The 13,635-nt window shown below is 56.3% G+C and carries 10 protein-coding genes and 4 tRNA genes; 11 read left to right on the forward strand and 3 right to left on the reverse strand.

Translation table 11 applies throughout. The annotated features are described in order from the left end of the window. The first annotated feature begins 3 nt into the window (after positions 1–3). Positions 4–1,689 carry a glutamine--tRNA ligase/YqeY domain fusion protein gene (locus tag F1529_RS12740; RefSeq protein ID WP_155135247.1) on the forward strand — a complete coding sequence of 562 codons (1,686 nt, stop codon included), beginning with the start codon at positions 4–6 and terminating at the stop codon, positions 1,687–1,689. 119 nt (positions 1,690–1,808) lie between these two features. Here F1529_RS12740 and F1529_RS12745 read toward each other — a convergent pair whose 3' ends face one another. Next, positions 1,809–2,141 (reverse strand): YegP family protein, encoded by a 333-nt coding sequence (locus F1529_RS12745; RefSeq protein ID WP_007151317.1) that lies wholly within the window; start codon positions 2,139–2,141, stop codon positions 1,809–1,811. A gap of 187 nt (positions 2,142–2,328) precedes the next feature. Continuing rightward, the gene (gene folD, locus F1529_RS12750) at positions 2,329–3,174 is read right to left on the reverse strand and encodes a bifunctional methylenetetrahydrofolate dehydrogenase/methenyltetrahydrofolate cyclohydrolase FolD (protein ID WP_155135249.1); all 846 of its coding nucleotides are present in this window, start codon (positions 3,172–3,174) and stop codon (positions 2,329–2,331) included. A 257-nt stretch (positions 3,175–3,431) separates the two neighbouring features. Between folD and F1529_RS12755 the strand changes: the two genes are divergently transcribed. The 10 genes from F1529_RS12755 to F1529_RS12800 all read left to right on the forward strand — a co-directional run bounded on the left by F1529_RS12755 (position 3,432) and on the right by F1529_RS12800 (position 12,600). Next, positions 3,432–3,508 (forward strand) — tRNA-Pro (locus F1529_RS12755). 26 nt (positions 3,509–3,534) lie between these two features. Next, a tRNA-Arg gene (locus F1529_RS12760) sits at positions 3,535–3,611 on the forward strand. Between the two features lie 32 nt (positions 3,612–3,643). Continuing rightward, positions 3,644–3,719: transfer RNA gene (locus F1529_RS12765), tRNA-His, on the forward strand. A gap of 179 nt (positions 3,720–3,898) precedes the next feature. Further along, entirely contained in the window at positions 3,899–5,212 is a 1,314-nt protein-coding gene (gene tig, locus F1529_RS12770) for a trigger factor (RefSeq protein ID WP_155135251.1), read from the forward strand. Between the two features lie 286 nt (positions 5,213–5,498). Next, positions 5,499–6,155 carry an ATP-dependent Clp endopeptidase proteolytic subunit ClpP gene (gene clpP / locus F1529_RS12775; RefSeq protein WP_290516969.1) on the forward strand — a complete coding sequence of 219 codons (657 nt, stop codon included), beginning with the start codon at positions 5,499–5,501 and terminating at the stop codon, positions 6,153–6,155. A 118-nt stretch (positions 6,156–6,273) separates the two neighbouring features. After that, positions 6,274–7,554: an ATP-dependent Clp protease ATP-binding subunit ClpX gene (gene clpX / locus F1529_RS12780; protein WP_007151111.1), complete on the forward strand. Its 1,281-nt coding sequence runs from the start codon at positions 6,274–6,276 to the stop codon at positions 7,552–7,554. Positions 7,555–7,609: 55 nt separating this feature from the next. Further along, positions 7,610–10,006, forward strand: coding sequence for an endopeptidase La (gene lon / locus F1529_RS12785; RefSeq protein WP_007151474.1), 2,397 nt, complete (start codon positions 7,610–7,612; stop codon positions 10,004–10,006). A gap of 185 nt (positions 10,007–10,191) precedes the next feature. Continuing rightward, positions 10,192–10,464, forward strand: a complete 273-nt coding sequence (locus tag F1529_RS12790; protein ID WP_039925990.1) for an HU family DNA-binding protein — start codon at positions 10,192–10,194, stop codon at positions 10,462–10,464. A 10-nt stretch (positions 10,465–10,474) separates the two neighbouring features. After that, positions 10,475–10,551: transfer RNA gene (locus F1529_RS12795), tRNA-Asp, on the forward strand. A gap of 117 nt (positions 10,552–10,668) precedes the next feature. Next, positions 10,669–12,600 carry a SurA N-terminal domain-containing protein gene (locus tag F1529_RS12800; RefSeq protein WP_155135253.1) on the forward strand — a complete coding sequence of 644 codons (1,932 nt, stop codon included), beginning with the start codon at positions 10,669–10,671 and terminating at the stop codon, positions 12,598–12,600. A gap of 149 nt (positions 12,601–12,749) precedes the next feature. On the opposite strand, the gene F1529_RS12805 is transcribed toward F1529_RS12800, so the two are convergent. Then, positions 12,750–13,547, reverse strand: a complete 798-nt coding sequence (locus F1529_RS12805; RefSeq protein ID WP_007150414.1) for an enoyl-ACP reductase — start codon at positions 13,545–13,547, stop codon at positions 12,750–12,752. Between the last annotated feature and the right edge of the window lie 88 nt (positions 13,548–13,635).

A 13,635-nucleotide genomic window follows, 5' to 3' on the forward strand; every position in this document is an offset into this window, starting at 1 on the left:
GCAATGAGCGAAACGAAAGCGCCAAGCAATTTTATCAGACAGATCATCGACCGTGACCTCGCAGAAGGTAAAAATGACGGCCAGGTGGCTACCCGTTTTCCGCCGGAGCCCAACGGTTACCTGCATATCGGCCATGCGAAATCTATCTGCCTCAACTTTGGTATCGCGGAAAGCTATGGCGGCAGCTGTAATCTGCGCTTCGACGATACCAATCCGGAGAAGGAAGAGGACGAGTACATCCAGTCCATCAAGCAGGATGTGCAGTGGCTGGGGTTCCAGTGGAACGGTGAAGAGCGCTTTGCCAGTAACTACTTTGACCAGCTGTATGATCTGGCGGTGGGCCTGATCCAGAAAGGCCTGGCCTATGTGGACAGCCTGAGCCCGACGGAAATCGCTGAATACCGCGGTAATTTCACCACGCCCGGCAAGCCGAGCCCTTACCGTGACCGGTCTGTGGATGAAAACCTGGCGTTGTTCGAGCAGATGCGCGACAACAAGCTGGACGAAGGCGAGGCGGTGCTGCGCGCGAAAATCGACATGCAGAGCCCGAATATCAGCCTGCGTGATCCGATCCTCTACCGGATTCGCAAGAAGACCCACCACCAGACCGGTGACAAGTGGGTTATCTACCCCATGTATGACTTCACGCACCCGCTGTCGGATGCCATTGAAGGCATTACCCACAGCCTGTGTACGCTGGAATTCGAAGATCATCGTCCCTTTTATGATTGGGTGGTGGAGAATACGGCTGTGTCGGCCAGTCCCCGCCAGTATGAATTTGCCCGGTTGAACCTGAATTACACAGTGACCAGCAAGCGCAAGCTCAAGCAGCTGGTGGATGAAGGGCACGTGGATGGCTGGAATGATCCGCGCATGCCGACCATCTCCGGGTTGCGCCGCCGCGGTTACACCCCGGCCTCTATTCGTACCTTTTGTGAGTCGGTGGGGGTTAGCCGTGCGGATTCGGTGGTGGACATGGGAATGCTGGAAGCGGCGATCCGTGATGACCTGAACCAGTATGCTCCGCGGGCCATGTGCGTGATGAATCCGTTGAAAGTGGTCATCGAGAACTGGGAAGAGGGTAAAGAAGAGTCGCTGATTGCGCCGGTGCACCCCCAGAATGAATCCATGGGCACCCGCCAGGTGCCGATGACGCGGGAAGTGTATATCGACCGTGAGGATTTTCGGGAAGAGGCCAACAAGAAGTTCAAGCGTCTGGTGTTGGGTGATCGGGTGCGGTTGCGTTACGGCTATGTAGTGCGTGCCACGGATGTGGTGCGCGATGCACAGGGCGAGATTGTGGAAGTGCGTTGCACCTATGATCCGGACACCCTGGGCAAGAACCCGGAAAATGCCGAGGACCAGGGCAAGATGCGTGGGGTAATCCATTGGGTCAGCGCGGTAAAAGGCCTGCCCTGCGAAGTGCGTCTGTATGACCGTTTGTTCAGCGCTGCCAACCCCGGCAAGGGGCTGGAAGAAGGGCAGACCTTCCTGTCGCACATCAATCCTGAGTCCCTGACTGTGCTGGATGGTTGCTGGGTAGAGCCGGGTCTGCGCGGCGCGCTTGCGGAAACCCGTTACCAGTTTGAGCGCGAAGGCTATTTCTGTGTGGATCAGGACAGTAGCGAAGAACGGCTGGTGTTCAACCAGACAGTGGGCTTGCGTGAGTCCTGGCCGAAGGAAGCCTGAGTCGCACGCTGGCTCGATCATAGGCTATTGATTGCTGCGTAACACTGCAGCAAGGCTGAAAACAAAAAAAGCCGCACTCGGATGTTTGAGTGCGGCTTTTTTTTGTATTGCGAGCGTTTTCAGGTCAGGTCGACCAAAGCGGCGGTGGGTGCATTGGCTGCAACGGATGCAATGCCGTTTTCCATGCCGTCGGCGCTCTTGTACATCTGGCTTTGCCCAATCACCTGGTGGTTGGCGGCCTTGAGGACGAAGTAGTGCCGCTCGTCCTTGGCGATCTTGCGTTCGAAGTTGTCATCAGCGGTGCTGTTCTTGCGTACCGAATCGATGCCGTTCTCGCAGGCGGACTTGGTGGTGTATTGCTCGCTGGCGAGGATGATCTCGCCGTTGCCGGCTTTCAGGCGAAAGATGAACTGGTCATTGCTGGCTTTGTCGATCTCGAACTTCCCTGACATGGTGCTCTCCTTGGTCTGCCTCAATTGGGCGGCTGCAACGAGAAAATCACTGCAGCATCAAGGATGCTAACCCAGCCCGACAGCGGTGGATATTGACCATTTTATGACAGTTCAGGGCGAGCACAGATGATGGGGAGTGATGGGGAAGCAGGGAAGAGTGGGGCGCCTGAGGCGCCCCGGTTGGCACTTAGCCGAAGGCTTTCTCGCCGGATTGCAGGGTCTGGAAGATAAGGGTGTTGATCGTCATTGGTCCGACCCCGCCCGGGACCGGGGTATAGGCGGTCACGCGATCAACCAGCGGCGCCAGTTCAATATCCCCGCATTTTTGCGGGTGGAAGCCGGCATCGACCACCACTGCGCCATCCTTGATCCAGTCTGCCTTGATGAATTCCGGTTTGCCCACGGCGCCGACAACGATGTCTGCCTGCTTCACCAGTTCCGGCAGGTTCTGGGTGCGGCTGTGACAAATGGTGACGGTGGCATTGGCTTCGAGCAGCATCATCGCCATGGGTTTGCCCAGAATCGCGCTGCGCCCCACTACGACGGCATGTTTGCCTTCCAGCTCCACCTGATAGTGCTCCAGCAAGCGCATGATGCCCTTGGGGGTGGCGCAACCGTAGGCGTCTTCACCCATGCTCATGCGGCCAAACCCGAGGCAGGTGACGCCGTCCACGTCCTTTTCCAGGCTGATAGCATCGAAACAGGCGCGCTCGTCGATCTGGGCGGGCACCGGGTGTTGCAGCAAAATGCCGTGCACATCCGGGTTGCTATTCAGTTCGTCAATCTTGGCCAGTAGCTGTTCCGTGGTGGTTTCTTCACTCAGTTCGATGGCGACAGATTCCATGCCAACACGCTGGCAGGCGTTGCCTTTCATCTTTACATAGGTGGCGGAGGCCGGGTCAGCACCCACCAGAATGGTGGCAAGAATCGGCGTACGGCCGTCGGCCTTGGCTTTCAGGGTGTCGACGCGCAGGCGCATCTCCTGTTCAAACTGCTGGGCCAGGGTTTTGCCATCAAGAATCTGGGCGGTCATGTGGGCGGTCTCTCTGAAATTGACTACATTTAGGAGGTGCGGCTCGGCGGGGTGCACTAATGACAGCCAGCCGGGGTAGCCGGGAACGGCGCGATTCTCGCATGCACAGGCACCGCGCGCAAAAAATGGACGCAAAAGTTGCCTAAAATCTGAACGTTAGACATTTTTTTGCGTCAAACACCGTTGACGCTTATGGGGGTGCCGAGTATTATGCGCGCCTCGCTTTCGAGCTTAGTTGCTAACTTTGCTTTATGAGACGGGGTGTAGCGCAGCCTGGTAGCGCGCCTGCTTTGGGAGCAGGATGTCGGGGGTTCGAATCCCTCCACCCCGACCAGTTGGCTTGATGGCGGAAACCTGCAAGCGCCTGTAGCTCAACCGGATAGAGCAACGGCCTTCTAAGCCGTCGGTTGCAGGTTCGAGTCCTGCCAGGCGCGCCAGGCAGGACAGCAAGAAAGCAGACAGTTTTATGGTGATTGTAGCTCAGTTGGTAGAGCTCCGGATTGTGATTCCGGCGGTCGTGGGTTCGAGCCCCATCAGTCACCCCATATTAAAAGCCTCCGGGATAGATCCCCGGAGGCTTTTTCGTATGGGCTTCAGGTGCTGCGCTACAGGCAGACTGTAGGCAGCGAAGCTCCCTTTGATTATAATCTGCGCCCTTCATTAGGCCGTCTTCGCGTTATTTCGGCGGCGGGCAGAGATAAAAGTCTTTTTTAAAGAGGATGTTATGCAGGTTTCTGTTGAAACGACTTCAGGTCTTGAGCGCCGTGTGACGGTGGGTGTACCCGCGGAAAAAGTGGATGTGGCAGTAGAAGGCAAGCTGCAGGAAGCCCAGAAAACGATCCGTCTGGACGGTTTCCGCCCGGGTAAAGTGCCCATGCGTGAAGTGAAGCGTCGCTTTGGCGGGGCCGTGCGTAACGAAGTGCTGGCTGACGTCATGCGTGAAGCCTTCATCGAAGCGGTGGAGCAGGAAAAACTGCAGCCCGCAGGCATGCCCGGTTTTGAAGCCAAGACCAACGAAGCAGGCAAGGATCTGGAATTCGTGGCGACCTTCGAGGTGTACCCGGAGGTTGAGCTGGCCGCGTTCGATACCATCGAAGTGGAAAAGCCCCAGTCCGACGTGACCGATGCCGACGTGGACACCATGATCGAAACCTTGCGCCAGCAGCGTGCGGAGTTTGCCGATGTGGACCGTGCCGCCGAAACCGGTGACCGCGTCAATATCGATTTCAAAGGCCTGAAAGACGGCGAAGCCTTCGAAGGCGGTACCGCCGAAGGGCAGAACCTGGAGCTGGGCTCTGGCCAGATGATTCCGGGCTTTGAAGACGGCATCGTTGGCATGAAAGCCGGTGACGAGAAAGACATTGATGTGACCTTCCCGGAAGACTATCAGTCCGAAGACCTGAAGGGTCAGGCTGTTGTGTTCCAGATCAAGGTCAACAAGGTGGAAGGCAAGGCGCTGCCGGAAGTGGACGCCGAGTTCATGAAAGGCTTTGGTGTGGACGATGGCGATGAAACCAAGTTCAAGGCTGAAGTACGCAAGAACATGGAGCGTGAGCTCAAGAATGCCATCACCAGCAAGGTGAAAGAGCAGGCCATGGACGGGTTGGTGAACCTGCATGAGTTTGACCTGCCGGCAGCTCTGGTCACCCAGGAAATCCAGCGCATGCGTCAGCAGATGATGCAGCAGTTTGGTGGCGGCCAGCAGTTTGATCCCTCTATCCTGCCGGATGACCTGTTCAAAGAGCAGGCCGAGCGCTCTGTGCGTCTGGGTCTGGTAGTGCGTGCCATCCTCGACAAGAACGAAATCAAGGCAGATGCCGACAAGGTAAAAGCCCGCGTTGAAGAGATTGCCGAGCAGTACGAAAAGCCGGAAGAAGTGGTGAGCTGGGTTTACAGCAACCCGCAGCAGCTGCAGCAGATCGAAGGTGCGGTGCTGGAAGAGCAGGTGGTCGACCTGGTGCTGGAAAGCGCCAAGGTGGAAGAGAAAAGCATGCCTTACCAGGACGCGGTTAAGCCGCGCGAGCAAGCGGAAGGCTGATTTAAACCTTCGGTTTGACCTTCAAAACGGGGCCTTCGGGCCCCGTTTTGCGTTATTTATGCGCAATTTGCGCAAGAATTGTGCACTTGAACCCCTCTCCCGCCCACTTTTATAGACGCCCCCCAAGTGCCGTCATAAGATGCCTGAAGACCTATTTGCCTTGCTTGCCTTGTTTTCCGGCCTTTCGGCCCCCAAGAAAGCCCAAGGTACATGCCGGTTGTTGACCTCCGGCATCAATAAACAGTTGAGAACGTCCACGGACGATCGACGAGAAGGAAAGCGCTACATGATCGACTTGAGCCGTATTAACTCGCTTACCCCGGAAATGAACCAGCTGATCAAGGATCCGACCAATCTGGGGCTGGTGCCGGTAGTTATCGAGCAGACCGCCCGTGGGGAACGTTCTTTCGATATCTACTCCCGCCTTCTGAAAGAACGGGTGATCTTCATGATTGGCCAGGTGGAAGATCACATGGCCAACCTGATCGTGGCACAGATGCTGTTCCTTGAGTCCGAGAACCCGGACAAGGATATCCACCTGTATATCAACAGCCCGGGTGGCTCGGTTACCGCCGGCATGTCCATCTACGACACCATGCAGTTCATCAAGCCGGATGTGTCCACCATGTGTGTAGGCCAGGCGGCCAGCATGGGGGCCTTCCTGCTTACCGCCGGGGCCACCGGCAAGCGTTTTGCACTGCCCAATGCCCGGGTGATGATCCACCAGCCGCTGGGTGGCTTCCAGGGCCAAGCCTCAGATATTGAGATTCACGCCAAGGAAATCCTGAAAATCAAAGGGCAGCTCAACAGCTTGCTGGCTCACCACACCGGCCAGCCCATCGAGCAGCTGGAAAAAGACACTGACCGTGACAACTTCATGAGTGCCGACGAAGCGAAGGAATACGGCATCATTGACGCGGTGTTGAGCCAACGTCCTGTTTAAATAGGGCCTGTTCGTACAAAAAGTGTCCTAACGGAACAGCAGAGCGGCCCGGCGGGCTTGAAAAACACCGGGCTACCCTGCATCTTCAAAGCAAATACACAGGTTTAGAGGCAATTCGATGACCGATTCCACTGGCAAGGGCGACGACGGCAAACTGCTGTATTGCTCCTTCTGCGGCAAAAGCCAGCATGAGGTCCGCAAACTGATTGCGGGGCCCTCGGTCTTTATCTGCGACGAATGCGTGGATCTGTGTAATGACATTATCCGCGAGGAAGTGCAGGAAGACACCAGCGATACGGCTGGCGAGCGCCTCCCCAAGCCGAACGAGATCAAGGACACCCTTGATGAGTACGTGATCGGCCAGGAGCGCGCCAAGAAGGTGCTGGCTGTGGCGGTGTATAACCACTACAAGCGCCTGCGTAGTGGCGGCAAAGGCCGTGACGAAGTTGAGCTCGGAAAAAGCAATATTTTGCTTATTGGGCCTACCGGTAGCGGTAAGACCCTGCTGGCCGAGACCCTGGCGCGTCTGCTCAATGTGCCGTTCACCATCGCGGATGCCACCACGCTCACCGAAGCCGGTTATGTCGGTGAGGACGTGGAAAACATTATCCAGAAACTGCTGCAGAAATGTGACTACGATGTGGACAAGGCCCAGCGTGGCATTGTCTATATCGATGAAATCGACAAGATTTCCCGCAAGTCCGACAACCCCTCCATCACCCGTGATGTGAGCGGTGAAGGCGTGCAGCAGGCACTGTTGAAGCTGATCGAAGGCACCGTGGCGTCTGTGCCGCCCCAGGGTGGGCGCAAGCATCCGCAGCAGGAATTCCTGCAGGTGGATACCTCCAACATGCTGTTCATTTGTGGTGGTGCCTTTGCCGGTCTCGACAAGGTGATCCGTGAGCGCTCCGAGAAGGGCGGCATCGGCTTCTCCGCCGAAGTAAAGAGCAAGGACAATACGCGCAATCTGGGCGAGTTGCTGGTCGATGTGGAGCCGGAAGATCTGGTCAAGTATGGTCTGATCCCCGAGTTCATTGGTCGTTTGCCGGTGATCGCGACGCTGGAAGAGCTGAGCGAAGAAGCGCTGATCCAGATTCTCACCGAACCGCGCAATGCGCTGACCAAGCAATACGCGCGTCTGTTTGAAATGGAAGGGGTGGAGCTGGATTTCCGCGACGATGCCCTGCGTGCGATCGCCAACAAGGCCATGGTACGCAAGACCGGTGCTCGCGGCTTGCGCTCGATCCTCGAGGGCGTATTGCTCGACACCATGTACCAGGTGCCGTCCATGGATAGCGTGGCCAAGGTGGTGATCGATAGCCCGACCATCAAGGGTGAATCCGAACCGTTGTTGATTTACGAAAACAACGAGCAGTCTTCCAAGGTGGCCCCGGATTAAGACCCGGACATGGTCCGGGTCTGTCCTGCTTTCACCTAAGTCATAGAGGCAATACGTGCTGAAAGATATTCCGCTTTTACCGCTACGTGATGTAGTGGTGTACCCGCACATGGTTATCCCGCTGTTTGTCGGCCGGGAAAAGTCCATTGCGGCTCTTGAAGCTGCCATGGCAGCTGACAAGCAGATCATGCTGGTCGCCCAGCGTAATGCCTCCGACGACGATCCGGGTGTGGACGACATCTACCGGGTCGGAACGATTTCAACCATCCTGCAATTGCTCAAGCTGCCGGACGGTACCGTGAAGGTGCTGGTCGAAGGCGGTCAGCGTGCCCATGTGGCCAAGGCTGAATTCGGTGAAGAAGGCGCTGTTGCTGATGTGCGCGAGCTGGAAGAAGGGCTCCCGGACGAAAGCGAGCAGGATGCGTTGTCTCGCTCCCTGCAGGGTCAGTTCGAGGATTACGTCAAACTCTCCAAGAAAGTGGCGCCGGAAGTTACCGGTTCCGTTTCTTCCATCGACGAAGTCAGCCGCTTGGCTGACACCATTGCCGCCCACCTGCAGCTCAAGCTGGAAGAGAAGCAGGACGTGCTGGAAATGGTGGACGTGCGCGAGCGTGTTGAACACCTGATCGCGCTGATGGAATCCGACATTGATGTGCTGAAAGTGGAAAAGCGCATCCGTGGTCGGGTGAAAAAGCAGATGGAGAAAAGTCAGCGTGAGTATTACCTGAACGAACAGATGAAAGCCATCCAGAAAGAGCTGGGTGATCTGGAAGACAGCGGTAATGACCTGGACGATCTGGAAAAGAAAATCGATAGCGCGGGCATGCCCAAAGAGGCTCGTGACAAGGCTCAGGCAGAGCTGAACAAGCTCAAGATGATGTCCCCCATGTCGGCGGAAGCCACGGTTGTACGCGGTTATCTGGACTGGATGACCTCGGTGCCGTGGAAAAAGCGCAGCCGGGTGCGTCATGACCTGAATTACGCCAAGGAAGTACTGGACCGGGACCACTACGGTCTGGAAGACGTAAAAGATCGCGTGCTGGAATTTTTGGCCGTACAAAGCCGGGTCGGCAAGGTGAAAGGGCCGGTGTTGTGCCTGGTTGGGCCGCCAGGGGTGGGCAAGACCTCATTGGGGCAATCCATCGCCAGCGCCACCAATCGCAAGTTCGTTCGCATGGCGTTGGGTGGTGTCCGTGACGAAGCGGAAATCCGCGGCCATCGCCGGACTTATATCGGCTCCTTGCCGGGTAAGGTTATCCAGAAACTGTCCAAGGTGGGCGTCCGTAACCCGCTGTTTTTGTTCGATGAAGTCGACAAAATGGGCATGGATAACCGGGGTGATCCGGCGTCGGCACTGCTGGAAGTGCTGGACCCGGAACAGAACGATACGTTCAGTGATCATTACCTGGAAGTGGACTATAACCTGTCCGAAACCCTGTTCATTTGCACATCCAATTCCATGAATATTCCGGCGCCCTTGCTGGACCGCATGGAAGTGATTCGTCTTCCCGGTTATACCGAGGAAGAGAAGGTCAATATTGCGCTGCAGTACCTGATCCCCAAGCAAATCAAAAACAACGGCCTGAAAAAAGATGAGCTGTTATTTGATGAAGCCGTGTTACGGTACATCGTTCGCCATTACAGCCGGGAGGCTGGCGTGCGTGGCCTGGAGCGCGAAATCAGCAAGATTTGCCGCAAGGTGGTGAAAGAACATTTGCTCAGCGGTGAAACGAAAACGGTCACCATGAGCGAAGAGCTGGTTGAGCATTATCTCGGTGTCCGCAAGTTCAGCTTTGGTCGTGCTGAAGAGCAGGATCAGATCGGTCAGGTAACCGGCCTTGCATGGACTTCTGTGGGCGGTGAGCTGCTCACCATTGAAAGTGTTTCCACGCCAGGCAAGGGGCGGGTGATTTCTACCGGCTCACTGGGTGATGTAATGCAGGAATCTATCCAGGCTGCGTGGACGGTAGTGAAAAGCCGTGCAGGCACCCTGGGCATTCGCCGCCGGGCACTGGATCGCAACGACCTGCACATGCATGTGCCGGAAGGGGCAACCCCGAAAGATGGGCCCAGTGCCGGTGTGGGTATGTGTACGGCCATGGTGTCTGTGTTGACCGGTATCCCGGTGCGTGCGGATGTGGCCATGACCGGTGAAATTACCCTGCGTGGGCAGGTGCTGCCGATTGGCGGCCTTAAGGAAAAGCTGTTGGCTGCCCATCGCGGCGGAATCAAGACGGTATTGATTCCGGAAGAAAATGAGAGGGACCTCAAGGAGATCCCCGACAATATCAAGGCGTCCTTGGACATTCGACCAGTAAAATGGATTGACCAGGTACTTGATGTGGCACTGACTCATCAACCAAATCCGCTTTCCGAAGCGGAGCTGGAAGAGGATTTAGCGCTGGCAGAAGAGAAAAACCAGGAAGGTAACAAACGTCCTAGTACACATTAACGGATCACATTTAAACCTTTTTAAATTGTTGATCTGTATGGTTTTTCAATTGTTTTAACTTGGGTGAGATCGTGCTTCTCCTTTCTTGACGCCCCTGATACCCGTTGGTATAAAGGCGGCTTCGCATAAGGAGAGTGCATCACGCCTCGACCATAAAACCGGGAAAATAGAGAAAGGGGAACTTTGTGAATAAGTCAGAGTTGATTGATGCGATTGCCGCTAGCGCGGATATTTCCAAAGCCGACGCTGGTCGCGCTCTGGATTCTACTTTGGAAGCGGTAACTGGCGCCCTGAAAAAAGGTGACAGCGTTTCTCTGGTAGGTTTTGGTACTTTTGCTGTGAAGCGTCGTGAAGCTCGCGATGGCCGTAACCCGCAAACTGGCCAGACCATCAAGATCGCCGCTGCCAACGTACCGGGCTTCAAAGCCGGTAAGGCACTGAAAGACGCGGTGAACTAAACTGTTTGCAGGAGCGGTAGTTCAGCTGGTTAGAATACCGGCCTGTCACGCCGGGGGTCGCGGGTTCGAGTCCCGTCCGCTCCGCCAGTTTGAGAAAGCGTACTCGTAAGGGGTACGCTTTTTTGCATTTAAGGGAACCTGCAGTCATCCGCCGGTTCTGAATAATAAGATCGAATTTCGAGAGTATCCCTACGGAGTAATTTCATGCAGGAGTTCAGACGGTTTGTCCGCGGTCCCGTGGGCAAGGTCCTGCTTGCCGCAATCATTCTTCCTTTCGTGATTTCCGGCTTTTACGGCTACTTTGTCGGTGGAAGCACAGGCGACGTGGTAGCTGAAGTGGAAGGCAGCAAGATCACACGTAGTGTTGTGAACCAGCGGGTAGAGCGGGTTCGTAACATGCTTCGCGAGCAAAGCCCGAACATGAATCCTGCATTGCTGGATTCATTTGTACGTCCGGAAATGGTGCTGGATGGCATCGTCAACGAGCAACTGATTCTGGCCGCAGCGGAACAATCCAGCATGGTGTTCAGTGAGCAACAGGTTGCTGCCGATATTTACAAGGTGCCGCTGTTCCAGGAAGACGGCAAGTTTTCCGAACAGCGGTTCGAGCGTGAACTGCGTGCCCGTGGGATGAACCCGCAGGGTTACATCCAGGGGTTGCGTCAGGACATGATCAAGGAGCAGTTCCGTGCGGGCTTCATGCAGACGGACTTTTCGCTTCCTTCCGAGCTGAACGAACAGCGTCGTCTGGGTGAACAGTCCCGCGACATCCGTTATGCGCAACTGGATATCAACTCACTGCGCAAACAGTTCAGCGTGTCAGACGAAGAGGTCAAAGCCTTCTATGACGAGAATCAGGGTGAATTCATGCGCCCTGAAGAGTTCAAGGTGTCTTACGTTGAACTGTCTGCGGACAAGTATGCCGATCAGGTTAGCGTCACTGACGAGGATGTGAAGGCGGAATACGATGTCCGTAAATCCATCATGGAAGAAGCGGGTGCCGGTGACGCACCACGCCAGGTGTCACATATTCTCATCGAAGTGAACGATGACCGGGATCTTGAACAGGCGAAGGTCCGTGCCCGTGAAGCGGCGAAAGCCATTGCCGGTGGTGAGTCCTTTGCAGATGCTGCTGCCCAGTACTCCGACGACTCAGGCAGCGCCCAGTCCGGTGGTGATCTGGGTGTGGTTTCCAAAGGGGCCTTGCCTGAAGAAATGGAAGACGCCATTGCCGATCTGGCTTCCGGCACCGTCTCTGCGCCGGTGGTAACGGACGCCGGGGTTCACCTGATCAAGGTGACCCAGGAAGAGACCACTCGTGCCTTGCCGTCGCTGGCTGAGCTGTCGGATCAAATCCGCGCCGACCTGAAAAAAGCCCGTGCGGAAGCGTTGTTGAATGACGATGTGGCGAAGCTGGAAGAGCTGCTCTACGAGCATGCCGATCTGCAGAGCCCGGCAGAGCAGGTGGGCACCTCTGTGGTCACCACCGACTGGGTCGACCTGGCGGCGGCTGATGCGCCATTGTCCCTGCCTCAGGTACAGCAAGCGCTGAATTCTGATCAGGTGCGCGAACAGGGGCACAACAGTGATCTGATTGAAGTTGATCCGACCCGTTATATCGCCGTACGCATTGCAGAGAACAAGTCTCCTGAACCGATGCCGCTTGAGGAAGTCTCTTTCGCTATTCGCGAACGCCTCAAAGGTGAGCACGCCATGGACAAGGTCCAGCAGCTTAACGAAGACGCACAGAAATCCATCGATGATGGTGCTGATCTGGCGGCAGTGGCGGACCTGTTCGGGGTAGAAGTTGAAGAGCAGGACGGCCTGCAGCGTGGTGGTGCAGAACCGTCAATGGAAGTGGTCAATGGTGCATTCGGTGCGCCGCGCTTCGAAGAAGGGGAAGCCTCTCCTGTGGCGCTGACCCGTCTGGGTGACGGTTCTGTGGTTGCCTACCAGGTGACTCGGGTTGCCGACGGTAATGCCGAACCGTTGAGTGATGCCCAGCAGCAGGCGGCATTGGTTGAACTTGCCAATGTGGAAGGGCAGCGCAATTTCCGTCAGGTGGTTGCCCTGTTGCGCGATGAAGGCGATGTGGAATTGCATCCCTCTCGACTGAGCGCCAACCAGGGAGAGTAGTCTCCCTGCGGCGTTCAGCTCATAAAAAAAGCCCACCGGATGGTGGGCTTTTTTTATGTCAAAACACTGTCGCTTTGTGCATGGCCAGCGGCGCGATGACCCTCGATCGGTAAGGACCGTGCCGCTAGCGGCGCTCTTGCATGGTGGCGTTAAAGCTCCAGTTCAAACGGCATGGATACCGTGCTTGCGCCAGCGTCTACATAGGTGATCTCGCCGGTAATGCCGGAGGCCAGGTCCGAGCACAGGAAGGCCGCAGTATTGCCCACTTCCTCAATGGTGACGTTACGGCGCAGAGGCGCCTTGGCGGCATTGTAGTCGAGCATGCTGCGGAATTTCTTGATGCCAGAGGCCGCCAGGGTGCGAATCGGGCCGGCAGAGATGCCGTTCACACGGACGCCGTCAGGCCCCATGCTGGCAGCCAGATAACGCACGGACGCCTCCAGGCTGGCCTTGGCCATGCCCATCACATTGTAGTTGGGCACAGACTGGCGGGCAGCGTGGTAGGTAAGGGTAAGCAGGGCGCCATTGCGGCCGGCCAGCATGCTCTTGCCTGCCTTGGCCAGTGCCACGAAGCTGTAGCTGGAAATGTCGTGGGCAATCTGGAAACCCTCGCGGGTGGCCACATCCACAAAATTACCGTCCAGCTCTGCAGCTGGGGCAAAACCCACTGCGTGAACGATACCGTCCAGGCCATCCCACTGCTTGCCCAATTCGGCAAAGACGGCGTCAATGGCCTCGTCGCTGGTCACATCGCAAGGGAAGCACATGGCCTCGCTGCTGCCGTAGCGTTCTGCAGCTTTAAGAACGCGGCTTTTCAGTTTGTCGTTCTGGTAAGTGAAAGCCAGCTCGGCACCCTCGCGGTGCATGGCTTCGGCAATACCGGTGGCAATGGAGCGGTCGCTGGCGACACCGACAATCAGGTAGCGTTTGCCTGCAAGAAATCCCATGTTCGTCCTCGATGTGCTTTTGAGTTGAAAGTTCGAAGTTGAAAATGTAACAACGCGAGCTCAGTGGGGTGATTCGCGCCTTTTAACA

This window comes from Alcanivorax sp. VBW004 (genome assembly GCF_009718865.1).
Classification (GTDB): Bacteria; Pseudomonadota; Gammaproteobacteria; order Pseudomonadales; family Alcanivoracaceae; genus Alcanivorax.

Coding starts and splice junctions, on each gene's coding strand:
- F1529_RS12740 (WP_155135247.1), top strand. CDS start 4: ATGAGCGAAACGAAAGCGCCAAGCAATTTTATCAGACAGATCATCGAC.
- F1529_RS12745 (WP_007151317.1), bottom strand. CDS start 2,141: ATGTCAGGGAAGTTCGAGATCGACAAAGCCAGCAATGACCAGTTCATC.
- folD (WP_155135249.1), bottom strand. CDS start 3,174: ATGACCGCCCAGATTCTTGATGGCAAAACCCTGGCCCAGCAGTTTGAA.
- tig (WP_155135251.1), top strand. CDS start 3,899: ATGCAGGTTTCTGTTGAAACGACTTCAGGTCTTGAGCGCCGTGTGACG.
- clpP (WP_290516969.1), top strand. CDS start 5,499: ATGATCGACTTGAGCCGTATTAACTCGCTTACCCCGGAAATGAACCAG.
- clpX (WP_007151111.1), top strand. CDS start 6,274: ATGACCGATTCCACTGGCAAGGGCGACGACGGCAAACTGCTGTATTGC.
- F1529_RS12800 (WP_155135253.1), top strand. CDS start 10,669: ATGCAGGAGTTCAGACGGTTTGTCCGCGGTCCCGTGGGCAAGGTCCTG.
- F1529_RS12805 (WP_007150414.1), bottom strand. CDS start 13,547: ATGGGATTTCTTGCAGGCAAACGCTACCTGATTGTCGGTGTCGCCAGC.